The 13,956-nt window shown below is 51.9% G+C and carries 17 protein-coding genes; 5 read left to right on the forward strand and 12 right to left on the reverse strand.

Going from position 1 to position 13,956, the window contains the following annotated elements:
* Nucleotides 1-53: 53 nt before the first annotated feature.
* Nucleotides 54-668 carry a PEP-CTERM sorting domain-containing protein gene (locus J0L72_04845; GenBank protein MBN8690106.1) on the forward strand — a complete coding sequence of 205 codons (615 nt, stop codon included), beginning with the start codon at nucleotides 54-56 and terminating at the stop codon, nucleotides 666-668.
* A gap of 177 nt (nucleotides 669-845) precedes the next feature.
* Nucleotides 846-1,469, forward strand: coding sequence for a PEP-CTERM sorting domain-containing protein (locus tag J0L72_04850; GenBank protein ID MBN8690107.1), 624 nt, complete (start codon nucleotides 846-848; stop codon nucleotides 1,467-1,469).
* Between the two features lie 67 nt (nucleotides 1,470-1,536).
* Here J0L72_04850 and J0L72_04855 read toward each other — a convergent pair whose 3' ends face one another.
* Complete coding sequence (locus J0L72_04855; GenBank protein ID MBN8690108.1) at nucleotides 1,537-2,928, reverse strand: DUF1800 domain-containing protein; 1,392 nt, start codon at nucleotides 2,926-2,928, stop codon at nucleotides 1,537-1,539.
* 114 nt (nucleotides 2,929-3,042) lie between these two features.
* Nucleotides 3,043-3,267, reverse strand: coding sequence for a hypothetical protein (locus J0L72_04860; GenBank protein ID MBN8690109.1), 225 nt, complete (start codon nucleotides 3,265-3,267; stop codon nucleotides 3,043-3,045).
* Between the two features lie 176 nt (nucleotides 3,268-3,443).
* Between J0L72_04860 and J0L72_04865 the strand changes: the two genes are divergently transcribed.
* On the forward strand, nucleotides 3,444-3,887 hold the full coding sequence (locus J0L72_04865; GenBank protein ID MBN8690110.1) for a transcriptional repressor: 444 nt from the start codon (nucleotides 3,444-3,446) through the stop codon (nucleotides 3,885-3,887).
* A gap of 60 nt (nucleotides 3,888-3,947) precedes the next feature.
* On the opposite strand, the gene J0L72_04870 is transcribed toward J0L72_04865, so the two are convergent.
* The 10 genes from J0L72_04870 to J0L72_04915 all read right to left on the reverse strand — a co-directional run bounded on the left by J0L72_04870 (nucleotide 3,948) and on the right by J0L72_04915 (nucleotide 12,229).
* Nucleotides 3,948-5,561, reverse strand: coding sequence for a PDZ domain-containing protein (locus J0L72_04870; GenBank protein MBN8690111.1), 1,614 nt, complete (start codon nucleotides 5,559-5,561; stop codon nucleotides 3,948-3,950).
* A gap of 94 nt (nucleotides 5,562-5,655) precedes the next feature.
* Entirely contained in the window at nucleotides 5,656-6,597 is a 942-nt protein-coding gene (locus tag J0L72_04875) for a hypothetical protein (GenBank protein MBN8690112.1), read from the reverse strand.
* Complete coding sequence (locus tag J0L72_04880; GenBank protein ID MBN8690113.1) at nucleotides 6,587-7,045, reverse strand: zf-HC2 domain-containing protein; 459 nt, start codon at nucleotides 7,043-7,045, stop codon at nucleotides 6,587-6,589. Before J0L72_04880 ends, J0L72_04875 begins: the two co-directional genes overlap by 11 nt.
* Entirely contained in the window at nucleotides 7,042-7,563 is a 522-nt protein-coding gene (locus J0L72_04885) for a sigma-70 family RNA polymerase sigma factor (protein ID MBN8690114.1), read from the reverse strand. Before J0L72_04885 ends, J0L72_04880 begins: the two co-directional genes overlap by 4 nt.
* A gap of 92 nt (nucleotides 7,564-7,655) precedes the next feature.
* Nucleotides 7,656-8,633 carry a hypothetical protein gene (locus J0L72_04890; GenBank protein ID MBN8690115.1) on the reverse strand — a complete coding sequence of 326 codons (978 nt, stop codon included), beginning with the start codon at nucleotides 8,631-8,633 and terminating at the stop codon, nucleotides 7,656-7,658.
* Complete coding sequence (locus J0L72_04895) at nucleotides 8,620-8,949, reverse strand: cyclic-di-AMP receptor (GenBank protein ID MBN8690116.1); 330 nt, start codon at nucleotides 8,947-8,949, stop codon at nucleotides 8,620-8,622. The genes J0L72_04890 and J0L72_04895 overlap by 14 nt, the downstream gene beginning before the upstream one ends.
* Nucleotides 8,950-9,029: 80 nt before the next feature.
* Nucleotides 9,030-9,209 (reverse strand): hypothetical protein, encoded by a 180-nt coding sequence (locus tag J0L72_04900; GenBank protein MBN8690117.1) that lies wholly within the window; start codon nucleotides 9,207-9,209, stop codon nucleotides 9,030-9,032.
* Nucleotides 9,206-10,147, reverse strand: a complete 942-nt coding sequence (locus J0L72_04905) for a prepilin-type N-terminal cleavage/methylation domain-containing protein (GenBank protein ID MBN8690118.1) — start codon at nucleotides 10,145-10,147, stop codon at nucleotides 9,206-9,208. The genes J0L72_04900 and J0L72_04905 overlap by 4 nt, the downstream gene beginning before the upstream one ends.
* Nucleotides 10,148-10,272: 125 nt before the next feature.
* The gene (locus J0L72_04910) at nucleotides 10,273-11,451 is read right to left on the reverse strand and encodes a DUF1343 domain-containing protein (protein ID MBN8690119.1); all 1,179 of its coding nucleotides are present in this window, start codon (nucleotides 11,449-11,451) and stop codon (nucleotides 10,273-10,275) included.
* Nucleotides 11,452-11,473: 22 nt separating this feature from the next.
* Nucleotides 11,474-12,229 carry a PIG-L family deacetylase gene (locus J0L72_04915; GenBank protein MBN8690120.1) on the reverse strand — a complete coding sequence of 252 codons (756 nt, stop codon included), beginning with the start codon at nucleotides 12,227-12,229 and terminating at the stop codon, nucleotides 11,474-11,476.
* Here J0L72_04915 and waaF point away from each other — a divergent pair.
* Nucleotides 12,216-13,226, forward strand: a complete 1,011-nt coding sequence (gene waaF, locus J0L72_04920; GenBank protein MBN8690121.1) for a lipopolysaccharide heptosyltransferase II — start codon at nucleotides 12,216-12,218, stop codon at nucleotides 13,224-13,226. The genes J0L72_04915 and waaF overlap by 14 nt on opposite strands.
* On the forward strand, nucleotides 13,226-13,903 hold the full coding sequence (locus J0L72_04925) for a prepilin-type N-terminal cleavage/methylation domain-containing protein (GenBank protein ID MBN8690122.1): 678 nt from the start codon (nucleotides 13,226-13,228) through the stop codon (nucleotides 13,901-13,903). Before waaF ends, J0L72_04925 begins: the two co-directional genes overlap by 1 nt.
* Nucleotides 13,904-13,956: the final 53 nt, after the last annotated feature.

Here is a 13,956-nt window from a genome sequence, read left to right on the forward strand (position 1 = left end):
CTGGTTGCACTTGAAGGGCAATCACCGATGATGTCGGTTTGAAGAGGTTTACTATGAAGAAAGTATTTTCCGTTCTCGTGATTGCTGTTGCTGCTGTTGCTTCGCAAGCTGTGACGTTCACGAACTTTGTTTACTCTGGCGGTCAATTGGGATCAGGCATCACCTCGACGGTCTTTGGCACAGGCGTTACATTCACTACTCCAAATGCTAAAGTCGGCGACACCGTGATCGTTTCTGGCAACCCATACCGAAGCGGCAACTTCAGCATTCAATACGATGCCGAATCAACCGCGTCGATGACGGCTGACAATGTGAGCATCAACCTTGGTGGTGGACTCTCCGGTAGCGGCACGATCGCTTTCAAGGAGCAGATCTTTAAGCTCGACAGTTTGGGCAATGAAGTCGCTTTCTTGGGTGAAGTCGAGCACGTATTCACTGGCGGCGGCCCAATCAACTGGAGCAACGTCATCAGCTGGTCAGACACTTCGGTTACTCGAATCCGAGCAAAGAAGACGTTCGAAATGTTCGCACCTGATACCGCAGCTCTCGACTTCGCAGTGGTTGGATTTGTGAATCAATCGTTGCAAGTGGTTCCAGAGCCAGGTCCGTTCATCGCTATGGGTCTTGGATTGGTCGGATTGGTCGCTCGACGACGACGCTCGAAGTAATCCCTAATTCCTAGACCTCTTCAACTCAAACCAATAGGGTCGTGCCAATGCACGACCCTATTTTTACTAGTATTGGTTAAATTTGCGTTTTTGTCGCATTTTGCCCTACCAGAATCAGAAATCCTGTTCTATAATTAAAGGACTAGGTTCTGCAGAACCTGGAAAGGACTGGTTATTATGAAATTGAATAGAATTGGAGTTGTAAGTGCTCTGGCTGTCGCAGCGTCGATGGCAAATGCACAGTATTTCGTCAACAACCTTACTGTTAGCGCTTCGGCTAACGTGAGCAGCGGATTGGTTTCCAACGCTACAGGTAACTCGGTTACCGTCGGTACCCCAGGTGCCGTCGTTGGCGACAGCGTCCCAGGACCACGAGTTGGTCAAATCTTCATCACTTACGATGCACAGCCTTTGGGTGGACCAAGCTCGACAGCATTGTTCGGCGGCATTAGCCTCAACATCCGAGGATTCGCTTTCGGCAACGCTTCGGTCACCGTAACTGAAGAAGTTTTTGAACTCAACCAAGCTAACAACGAAATTGGCGGACCATTGACCTCGTTCACCCGAACGTACACCAATGGCGACTTCCTCGATTTCGCTACGATCACTGTCAACCGAGTTGCTTACGGCCTTCGAATCAAGAAGACCGTGTTCCTCGAAGCATTGCCAGATGCCCCAACCGGACTCGACCTCGCTGGTGTTTCGTACATCAACCAGGCCGTCGTTCCAGAGCCAGCTACTATGACAGCACTGGCCCTCGGTGTAGGCGCACTCTTGCGACGACGACGATCAGCTAAGTAATAACCAGTAAGTACAAAATTGCCCAGGTGGTAATCCACCTGGGCAATTTTGTTTCCGAGGCTTGGAATCAGCAGAATTGAAACTCGGGGCTGCTGAAGACGAGTCGGCTGGCGAGAACAACCACCGACTGCTTTGTCTTTGTGAGATCGCGGCCAGCTTGCTTTGTTGCCGCCGCTACAATAGGGTCCATTTTGGAGATTGGCAGCTGAATGTCCAGAATCCGAACGAGTTTGTCGACAATTTGTCGTGCATCCTCACTTTCTCCAAAACTGGCTTCAACCAATGCCTTCCCTTGACCACCAAAGAGCCGATCAGCCCATTTGATCCGCTCGACCATAGTTGCGCTGCTAATCCAGGCGGCGCCCCAATCCCATCCGGCCACATCGGGCGGAAAGAGCACTTCCATCCCCATAGACTTTGTCGCCCGAAGACAATTCAAGATTCCGGCGATTTTGCGGCCGATGTTGTCGCCATCTGTGTCGGCCTCATCAATTCTGGAGCGCAAGATTGCACCCGCCCCAGTTTGCCGAAGCGTGGGGATACAGAAGTCGATCGGGCTCTTGTACAGCTTTCGCATTGCCTTGTCAGAATAGAATTCCGGTGATTCCATGATTGCTCGTAGGAGCACTTTCATTTCGAATCCGTTGGACCTCCAAAGCGTTGCCAACCGCTTGATCAGTGCCTCATCGGGCTTTTCGTAGGCAAAGAACTCCCAAATCTTCTTGGTGATGGCGAGCGCAGTCTGCGGATGCCCGACCAGAATCCCACAAATTTCTTCGCCATTCCAAGGCCCCTTGTTATTCAGCACTACCTTGATCCCGTCATCGTGTTGAGCAGGGTTGAAGAGAAACTTGTTTTGCCGATTTGGGACGCGTTCGACCTGCCGGTTGCCGTTGCCGTATCCCCAGCCAGTAAACGCCCGTGCAGCCTCCTGGACATCCTTTTCGGTGTAGTGGCCAATCCCGAGGGTGAACAACTCCATCACTTCGCGTGCGAAGTTCTCATTCGGCTTCCCTTTCTTGTTCAGCTGATTATCTAGCCAATAGAGCATAGCCGGGTCTTTACTAACGTTCAAGAGCAGAGATTCAAATCGGCCCAATCCCTCGGATAGAAAGATCTCAAGCTGATTTTGCATGGCGGTCGGAGAGTCGACCTTCTGCGCGCTGGTGGCAAAATGATCGTGCCAAAACAGCGCCATTTTCTCTTTCAGCGGGTTCTTTGTGAGCACCATTCGGCAGAGCCAGTACAGTTGCACGCTCTGGAGTTTGATTGCGCCGTTCTTTGAAGCGAACTTTGAGACATCCAAATTGATGCCGTCATCGCGCTGATCATCTAAGAGGAGGTCTATGGCACCTTTGACGCCGTTCTGACCGTAAAACTCCACCTCTTGGACACTGGCACCTAGGCCGAAGCGGCGGAGTAAGTGCGCAACCCGATCAGATTCTTTTAAGGGGCCCATTGGTGTAAAGACGCTCTAGCATGCCAGGGGTTCGCCGGACACTGGTGCTAAATAGCAAAAAACGGCGGGTACAACTTGTGTCCCGCCGCTATGATTGATTATATCAGCCGTTGATTACTTGGCATCAGGAGCATTAGTGCTCTTGTAAACAGCTTCGCTCACGAACTTAAAGAGTTCGCGGCCATCGTGCTTTCCAACGAGGGCGTAGCGGGTTTGCTCACCAGACTTGGTCTTTCGGACCATTTTCTTCTTCATGATGTTGCCTTCGGCGACTTCAACGTGCTGTCGAGTTTTCAGATCGTAGAACTTCATTTTTCCCTCCGTAATCAGGAATTGCATAGGTTAGACAATTTCTCGTAAATCCTATTCAAATGCCTTCGGATATCTAGATTCAAATGAACCTGATGTATCCCTAGACGATTATGCTTCAAAACTTGATTCAAATGAACCTGTTTTTGAGCAAGAAATTTTCGAATAAAATGAAAACGTCCTGATATCGTAACCGAACCGCAGAAATGAAGCCGCTTGAACCTAATTTTGAATCTGTCGCAACCGAGAAGCTGCGTGAAGCGGGATTTCGCATTACCAAGCCTCGTCTATTGGTGGTTCGAGCTCTCAGCGAGTCAAATCGCGCCCTCGGCGCCTATGCCATCCATGAGTTGCTGGTCCAGCAAGGCGATCGCACCGACGTCGTGAGCGTTTACCGCACGCTGTCGGTTTTGGTTGAACTGGGCCTAGCGCACCATCTAGGGATTGTTGACGGATTTCGAGCGTGTTGCTTTAACGGCGATCATGGCACCGTCAGTCAGCATTTCATCTGTAACAAGTGCGGCAACGTGAATGAGATTCATCCCAGTGCGGGCGTCCGTTCACTCACCGATGATGCAGCCGCAGAGATCGGGTTTGAGAGCCAAGAAACCCGGATTGAGGTTCTTGGACATTGCGCCCAGTGCAAGTAAGAAGTAAGCCCGCCGAGGATGGTCGCCTGGCGGGCTTGATCTCGATCACTTTTTCTGGGATTAGAACTCAAAGTCCGTCGTAAACGAAAGCTGTGAGTTCTCACTGAACCTTCGATACGTGATTTGGGACCGATCTCCAGTTTTGAAGTTGTTGACGGCGTCGATAAGATCTTGGCTGGACTTAACCGCTCGATCACCGAGGCGTGTAATCACATCACCCGATTTCAAGCCAAGCTTAGCCGCTGGCGATCCTGGTTGGACGTCCATCACGATCACTCCCGAGACTCCTTCTGGAATCGAATATGCCTTGCGATTTCCGTCATTGATCTCGTTGAAGCTCACGCCTAGTCGGGCCTTTTCGCCCTTGACGGACGGAGTTTCATCAGCTCGTTGGTCCTGTTGACGATTGTTATCGCTTGGCGCCTCGTCGTTAAAGAACTCTCGCCATTGGTCAGGCACTTGGAACCGGAATCCGTTTCGATCTTCTTGACCGTCTGGAATCTGATTTCGTCGCGATTGATCCGGAGCAGGAATACCCATTGTCTTGCTATCCGGCTTGATGTCCACCGTTTTGGCGGCACCGTTGCGGACATAGGTGAGTTCCGTCGTTTCGCCCGGCTTGTAGGTCAATAGAGCATTCAGCAGGTCTTGGTCATTATCCACTGCTTCGCTGCCCAGCCTAGTGATGATATCGCCTTTCTTGAGGCCTGCCTTGGCCGCTGAGCCGCCCGGGAGTACTTCCATGACTCGAACACCACCTGTCAACTTGAGCTCTTCCAGCTCATAAGGCTTCAAGCTCTCCATCTGGACATTGAGATAGCTTCGGGTGATCTTCTTCTCACCGATCAAAATGTTGGAGATCAGTCGTGCCTGATTGCTCGGAATCGCAAAGCCGATTCCCGCATTCGAGCCGCCGCCCATCACGCTCATCCCTGAATAAATCGAAGTGTTAATACCGACCAATTCCCCACGGATGTTCAACAACGGCCCGCCCGAGTTGCCCGGATTGATCGGAGCATCGGTTTGAATCATGTTGTTGTAGGTGCGAATCTCGGTCGCGTCGCCGGCTTGATTCATTCGCCCGACGGCACTAATGTGACCGATTGTCACCGTGTTTTCGAGTCCAAATGGCGCGCCGACAGCGATGGCGTATTGACCAGGTCGCACATGATCGCTATCTGCGAACCGTGCAGCCTGCAAGTTGTTGGCGTCGATCTTGACGACCGCGAGGTCATTGCGATCATCGTTCGACTCGATGACGGTGCCCTTATATTCCTTGCCGTTCCACAAGATAATCGTGACCGTCTTTTGACCGCGCACGACGTGGTCGTTAGTCAGAATCCAACCGTCGTTGCGAATGATCACACCCGATCCCTGGGACATTGGAACGGTGCCATTCGCAGATTCGGTTTCTGTTCGAACGTGAACCACCGATGGAGCAATTTCATCCACGAGGTTGGCGAACGTTTCGTCAGCTGCTTCTAAAGAAAATCCTGTGCCAGTTCCCGTCGAGTTCGATTCAAAACTAGCCGGCTTTGTAATCATCGGTTTGGGCTTTGAAGCAAACATTGGGGCAGCATTCGCCCGGCCCGATTGGAACGCGACGGCGCTCACCACAAGCAAGCCGCAAATCCAAGTTGCGGGATGGCGTACGATTGTGTTGACTTTGTTCATTTCGATCATCTTCTCTCAGTCGAATTTTCTCTTGGTATGCGAAATAACTAATTCAAATGGTTGGATGGTTCCCTGAGGGTCGTTAGTCCCGATTCTATCGACGGATAGCTTCAAAAATACGGGTCCCGATCACTTCTGGAGGCTCGGAAACGACTGCGTAACCGACTCCTTGCCGCTCGCCGGTTTGGACCTCCATGGCTCCAAAGCTAGGCGCACGGCTGCTCGCGCTCCATTGGTACAGCGTGGCTACTGCCAAACCGTCCGAAAGCCGGACTGAAAGCACTTTTTGCCTTCCAATCGTAACGACCTCCACTGCCTCAACGATAAATCCATAAGGCATTTTTGCTGGCTGAAATGGTTCGAAACCGAGCGACTTCTCCGCATCGGAAACGGTTTCAAACTTTGGTGATCCGGAATTGACGACTCGCTTGTAGCCTTCTGGTAGTTCGAGTTGGAAAAGCTCCCGAGGTAGCGACCTTGGAAACTCGACACTCAGCGTATCGAGCAGCACTTCGAATTGAGACCCATTCTGATATTCGGTCCGGAGTGGTAGTGTCGTTTTCTCGTCTAGATACAGCCTTCGTGTCGGAATCCCGCGTGACTTCGCGCGGCAAACAAGGGTGATCGTGTCTCTTCCGGCTATCTTGATGGACTTATCTTCACTTACCCGGTAATTCTTGTTGATGAGTTCAACGCGCACCTTAACCGTCATCGCACGTGTTTGTGGCGAGGGCATCGAGAGCAGAACTTTTTGATCGGGAACTTGTACTTGCCAGGTTCGGCCATCATCGACCGACGTTAACCCTTGCAATCGAAGGGGTTGCATGACTGTCCGGCGGACCTTGCCGTGCCCGTCCATCTCTACTTTGGTGACGACCTTCGTAGGCTCACCAAATGCGGACTGAACAACGAGCAAACTCGCGGGCGTTGTCTTTCGCGATTCGTACGACCTCGTCAGGATCTCCAAAGGAGTCTGAGCCAGCCCAAAGCAACAAAGCGTCGCAAGAGCGATCGTGGAGTAGATCCTACCGGCCATTATCTGTGTTTGAGACGCTAAACACAGGAGCGGTGCCGCCGAACGAGTCGGATGCGGCGATCCTTGCTTGGTCGTCGGCGACGCTCATTGTCGGCGCCTGAACATAAACTTCCTTTGTTTGCGGCTGGTCTGGCTGACCGAAAAAGTAGAGTGCGCCGTAGACAATCGTTGCCGCCACCATTGCGGTAGAAAAACCTAGCAGCCAAGGACGATCCGCTCGCTTGGGCTTTGACGACATCACCGCGCTTACCAACCGATCTTCGAGGCCTTCTGGAATTTCGACATTCATCGGAGAACCCACGATCGCCTTGAGGTCTCGAAGCTCATCAAGCACGACTTGGCATTTCGAGCATCGATCGAGATGGCGACGGATTTCAAGCATTTCGGCGCCCGAAAGCTCACGATCAATGAATTCCGAAAGCCGGGGTTCGACTTGATTGCAGTTCAAACGGTCACCTCTTCTCGGTACTTGTCTGGATTTGCAGCGACCAAGTACTTCCTGAGTTGGTTTCGTCCACGGTGGATTCGAGATCGAACGGTACCGATCGATGTATTCATCAATTCCGCAATCTCTTCGTAAGCCATACCTTCAACATCGGCCAAGACAACCGCGGTTCGGAATTCAGCGCTCATCGCGAGCAGTCCGAGTTGCAGATGCTCATCTAGCAAGTTCTCATTGATCTCACGATCTGGGCTGAGACGCTCGTCGGCGACTTCCCACGAAGTCTCGCCGTCCGCACCGGTGCTGTCCAAACTGAACGATTTGATTTTGATTTTTCGCCTGGAGTCGATATGTACGTTGGTGACAATGCGATACATCCAACTCGTGAACGGTAGTGATCGGTCGTAGCGATAGAAAAATCGAAACGCTCGAACGTAGGCTTCTTGCATCAAGTCTTCTGCATCTGATGCTTGCCCCGTCAGTCGGAGCGCGAGAGCAAAGACTTGCTTATACGATTGACGCATGCATGCTTCAAATTCCTGTTTGGAATTCTCGTTTGCATTCGATGAGGCTCGTGTCCAGACGTTTAGCATGATTTGCAATCAAAGTTGATTACCTATTTTATCGTTAGTCTGGTTCCCGGTCGGTGGATTTGACCAAGAAGTCCCGAAAAAAGTGCATCAAATTCGAGCCCAGCGTTGACGTTGCCTGCAATTCTGCGGTGACACTTGGCGATTCGACTCAGTGTTTCCGGAGAATCTGCGAGCGTAACCCGCGCCCAGGTTCCGATATGCTGGATGAATTCGAGTTGTCCTTGCCGAGCGGGAAAATTGCGGACCTTTCCAATTTCTTCGCCAAACTCCCGCGCTTCTTCGGAGAGCTTGAACGCTTCGATTGCCTTCCGTTTAGGCAAGGAGTTCGCAAAATCCCAGATGCGTCGATATAGGTCTTGATGCTCCAGCATGAAGCTCAACTCGCCTGGAACTCCGGCAGAAAGTACCGCCGCAAACTCCTGCGACGAATCCGAACTGTTTTCGCCTAGTTCGTACCCGCACATTACAACCAGGCAGCGCGACAAGATCGTGGGCAAAATTCTGCTCGGAGAGTCCGTAGTGAGCACAAACTTGGCGTGCAGAGGAGGCTCTTCGATTGTTTTGAGAACTGCGTTCGCACTCGCAGAGTTGAGTTTCTCTGCCTGATCAAAGTGGATCACCTTTACCCTTGCCGCGAGAGGTCTCGTTCGAATGAAAGTGAGTACCGGAATACCTGTGGGAGGGTTCGAACTGTCCGCGGTCTCCAGGATGTCGGCGATTCTAATGGATTGCCCTTTTCCGCTCGGACCGATGGTTTGGAAGTCCGGATTTGTGCCAGATGCGAGCGTGCGGCAAGAATAGCATTCTCCGCAAGGACGAGTAGAGTCCGTTGCTGTACACATCCATCCGGATACCAGCAGTTGCTTGAGTTCAGCGACCCCGCTCCCGCTCGCACCGCATAGAAGTACTGAGTGGAATGCATGATCTGCCGAGATTAGACGTTTAACAGTCTTCAGCGCCGTTGGACTGGCTACTGATTCCGCGAGGTCAGAACCGCTCAAACTGATCGACAGGCATGACAAACATGACTGCGCCTCCAACTGGGACCTTGATCGGGGAAGGCACAAAGGCTCCTTGCGTGCCAGCTTCCATTGAGCCGAAATTGATGACTTGTTCCCTGGCTTGACAATGGTCTTTGAGAACTTGGCGTAGCACGTCGACCTCGGACTCTTCAGTTCCGATTAAAAAAGTCGTGTTGCCTTCTCGGAGGAAGCCGCCAGTAGAGCCGATGATCGTGAACTTAAACCCCGCACGAACAAGCTCGTCGGTTACCCGATTCTTGTCTCGGTTATGAATAATGACGACGCAAAGTTTCACAAACTGGCTCCATTGAAGCGATCAGGGAGCCAAGACGTGGATTCGCCTTGACTCCCTGCATCTTAACCTGATTTTACGCCTTAGCGATCTGGCTGGGTTCCAGCAGTTCCGCCTTCAGCAGGAGTCTGTTGGGTTCCCGCATTTCCAGCAGTTGCTGAAGTATCGTCGAACTTCGCCGCGTCGCTGGCGGACACTTCACCCTGACTGCAACCGGCAAGAACAAGACCTGCGACCACAGTCAAAAGAAGTGCTCGGATCACTGACCAAGCCCCCAGAACGGATAGTTGATGGTGGTGTTAGGCACCGATCCGACAGGCAACAAGTAAGCGTTAGTGGCTACGCGGCAGTTAGAAGCAAATGCGCTTCCTGCAGGGAAAGCCTGAGTCAAGTACTCGTTGTTTCGAGGAGTGAGGCCCAAGAACCGCTCGACAGTGATGAACTTTGCGCTACCGTCAGCCATTCCGCAGACCACACCACCGGCTGGAGCCGCGACCTTTTCGATCGTAAGCGGGGTGGAGTTAGTGCAGTTGTTTCCGCCAGTAGTCTTGTAGAAAATCTTCTCCCAATACTCGCGGATAGCCATGGTGTAGCCAGTCTGCGCGACAGGTGAAGTGGACGACGTGACCTGAGGAACAACCTGAGGTACGGCATAAGTGTTTGGCATTTCCATCAGCAACATGGCGGCCGATGGGTTTGGCAATCCACCTTGGTTACCACCCGTCCATGGAGTAGTCACAAATCCGGTTCCCGATTCAACTGCAGCACCGGTCAATCCGAGATTCATCACGAAGCTGTTCAAGAATTGGCCATTTCGATTCCAATCTGTCTGATCGTTCTGTCGCAATGGGTGCTTGAAGAGATCGATATTCTTGACATAAGGATAAATGTACTTTTGCCAAGATTGCCAAGTCATGCTGTGACCAAAGCCAGTTGCGTTCGAGCACTTAACCACGGCACCAACGTTGAGCGCAGGGTTCAGCGAGGAACCAGCTTCGCAACCGGCGCGCATTGGATAGCGGTCTTCGTTGTCGCCGAGGTACATCATGAAGCCAAGGCTGATCTGCTTTTGATTGCTGATCGCCGCAGTCTTCTTGGCAGCAACGCGAGCTTGCGCAAAGACGGGGAAAAGAATTGCGGCGAGAATCGCAATAATCGCGATTACCACCAATAGTTCTATAAGCGTGAATGCTTTTTTCATTGTTTTCGATCCTGATCCAGCCAACAGGGAAGGAAATTTAGTTTCCTACACATTGTGGACCAATAAGGGCCAAAAAGTGTTAAATTTCAATGGTGATTTGCCGGAAAACTGGTGAATAGCCTTGTTTATCGACTGTAGATCATCGCTGCCCGCCGAGTTGGCTCGAACACGCTGCACTGTGCCTTCATCCGCTCTTGAAGTCGTTCCAAGCTCACTCCTGATTCGAGGTCGGCGCGCAGCCACTCACATCCCGCCAGGATATCAAACGGCAACTTCACATACTCATATTCGTAAGGTGGATCCTGCCATTGGAATTGATCACGCCAATTTTCGAGCACCAATCGCAGCAGGGCGAGTGTAGTCAAAACTGGAAGATAGCTCTTTGGATCGATCACGTGTACTTGGACTCCGTTGCACGGTATTCCAGCGAACTTTTGGAACGTCGGCTGGAAGGAGACTCGCCGAAATTTGACACCAGGCAGCCCGCTTGAATTCAGCTCCCGCGCTAAGAATTCGCCATCGATGTACGGCGCACCGACGATCTCGAATGGACGCGTCGTGCCTCTTCCCTCAGACATCTTGGTGCCTTCCAAAAGGCACATCCCGGGATAAACAATCGCAGTCTGCGGCGTAGGCATGTTTGGCGAGGGCATCACCCACGGCAGCCCAGTTCCGCCCCAGAACTCAGATGGGTTGTAATTAACCATTTGATGAATGGTCAATTTGCAATCAGGATAGAACTTGTTTTTGAGATAGTTTCCGATTTCGCCGATTGTCAGCCCGTGGCGAAGTGGCATCGGACGCAAGCCAACAAAGCTCTCCCAACCTTCTTCAAGCACAGTGCCCTCGACATCGACGCAGTTCACTGGGTTTGGCCGGTCCAGCACCATGATCTCGATCCCGGCTTCTTCTGCGGCCTCCATGCAGTACATCAAGGTCCACATGAAGGTGTAATAGCGCGCTCCGACATCTTGCACGTCAAACAAGATCAAGTCGGTACCTTCAAGCAGGCTCTGTGCAGGTTTTCGATGCGCGCCATACAGCGAGTTGAAGATCAAACCAGTGTCGGGATCGACGTAGTCCTCCCACTCGATCATGTTGTCTTGGGTATGCCCCCAAACGCCGTGTTGTGGTCCGAAAATGCGCGTGATGTTGAACTTTCCGGCAGACGCACTCACCATTAGGTTAATGATGTGTTCGTAGTTCGAGTCAATGGTTGCCTGATTGCAAACGATCGCGACGTTGCGACCATGCAGTTCTTTGAACTGGCTTTGCACCAATCGATCTAGTCCAGAGTTCACCATGAATTTGATTTGCCTACTAATACTATTTTGGTTGGATCGCATCCAGCCAGATCTTCCATTTTGCGGAACGACGCAGCCGAACGCGCCTTTTATCATCGCCAACTGGCTCGGAATAGGAGTGATTCGCGACTCTCAATTTCTCGAAGCGGATCACATCGGAATCGATCCAGCGATCATAGAAGTTCAAGATCTTACCAATTCTTTGGCTTTTGTAGAATTTTAGGACTGCTCGCCTGAGCTTGCGATCTTCCTCTGTAAGTAATCTAGCTTCGCCGCTTAATGGTTCCACAAATCGATTTACTGTTTGCAACTTTCGATCGTAAGAATGGTACATCGGGAATTCGAGAGTGGCGTAATCCCCCACCAGCGATGCCACGTAGTTCGTCGCATCATGGTCCAGGTGGCCCTGCTCGAATGCCGTGGTCACGATCCGGTCTGGCTCAAATTCTGAAACTACATCGGTGATGGAGCTCAACATTTTTGGAATCGCCTTGACGAATCCGCCATCTTCAAAGTTGAGAAAACTGAATTGCTCAACCCCTAACAGCTTCATCGCGGCCTCGCTTTCGGCTCGGCGGACAGGGGTTGAGTGTAGCCATACACACCGCACCGCCACACCAGATTTAACCAAATGGTTAATCCACGCAGCCAGAGCGATTTCGTCATCGGGATGCGGGAACAGAAACAGCCATCGCAAAGCTTGCGAATCATCAAACAACTTCAAGTCAGTTGGGTTGTACCCGGCATCGGCTAAACTACACCCAATGAAGATCCTCATCGTCAAATTGAGCGCGATTGGCGATTGTCTTCATGCAACACCCGTGGCCCGAGCATTGCGCCAGACGTTTCCCGATGCAAAAATTGGATGGGCGGTACATCCCCACTGCGCTCCAATTCTGGAGGGAAACCCGGACCTCGACGAGATCCACCTGATTCCACGAAAAAAGTTCTTCCGGGAATTTCCGCGAGCAATTTTGCCCGTTCGCCGGGAGAAGTACGACATCGCCATCGACTTACAAGGATTGATGAAATCAGGACTGGTCACCAAGCTTTCGAGCGCACCGAAGCGTATTGGGCCGGTTGAAGCTAAAGAGGGCGCACGAATGATGTACAACTTTCGCGTCGCTCGGGACAATGCGAACCTGCATGTGGTCGATGGGTACCTAAAATTGGCCGAAGCCGCTGGAGCAAAAGTTGTCCCAGCACCTCAAATGGTATTGCCGGACCGCACGGAGGACAAGCTTCAAATTGACAATCTCCTATCTGAGATTGGTATCGTCCCTGCCGATCGCTTGATCGTTTTGAATCCTAGCGCGGGCAGAGACATCAAACAGTGGCCGGCAGAGAGATTTGGAGAGCTTGCCCATCAAATTCGGTCCAAATTTGATGCCAAGTTTCTGATCACAGGTGCTCCAGCAGATGCTCATCTCGCAGAGAGAATTCTATCGGCGTTTCCCGATGCCATCAACCTCACTGGCAAAACGAGCCTCACTGGCATGGGTGAATTGCTTCGAAGAGTTGAGCTATTTGTTGGCGGCGACACCGGCCCAATGCACATGGCTCAAGCCGCTAGCACTCGGGTGGTCGCGATTTTTGGGCCAACAAATCCAAAAACGCTTGGTCCGACCTTACCGATTCATCGCGTCGCCTATAACCGACAACCTTGCTCACCTTGCCGACACCGGGAATGCCCGATCGGCCGCCCTTGCCTGAATGATCTGGGCGTACAAGACGTCTATCAGTTGTGCGCCGAGATTTTACAAGAACTGGACTGATGCAGCGGCGCGCATTCACTTTGATCGAGTTGCTTGTGGTCATCGCGATCATCGCGATCTTGGCGGCGATCCTCTTCCCGGTCTTTGCCCGTGCGCGGGAATCAGCAAACAAGACCGTCTGCCTTAGCAACCTACGACAATTTGGACTGGCATTTGCGATGTATCAGGACGATTCAGACGGCAACATGCCAGATCGTCGAGACCTGAAATCGACACTCGGATACCGGCCCTGGACCTCGTGGCCACCAAGCGACCCGAGAGTGGGTTGGGCATGGTCGATTCTCGGCCCCTATGCGAAATGGGGCTATCTCACGTGCCCCGCGTCTCGTTCGCGATTTACCGAAGTACCCCAGGTCAAACAAACCGTGGCTGAAAATGTCTACACCTACTATTGGATGTGGCGATTCGACCGAGTCGACGACCCAGTTCCGCTCGATAACTTTTGGGGGAAAACCGTGGATCAAGCTGTGACGGATTTGCAGGCAAGCGGCAACACGACGGTGGGTAATCCAGACGGCCCTTCGCAAGTCGAACTCGTCGTCGATCCGTATTTCCCAAAGACTATTCCAACCGTGCCAGCAGCATTGAAAGGCAAGACCTCGCATTTGAACGGCAGAAACCGGCTGTTCTTGGACCTTTCGGCAAAGTTCGTCGCCGACTCAAGAACAACAAACTAAGAACCCCTTTGTATTTTACGAACTAGGCGAAGTTCAACAGAGTTTTGGGCGTT

The organism is Armatimonadota bacterium, assembly GCA_017303935.1.
In the GTDB taxonomy this organism is placed as follows: Bacteria; Armatimonadota; Fimbriimonadia; order Fimbriimonadales; family Fimbriimonadaceae; genus JAFLBD01.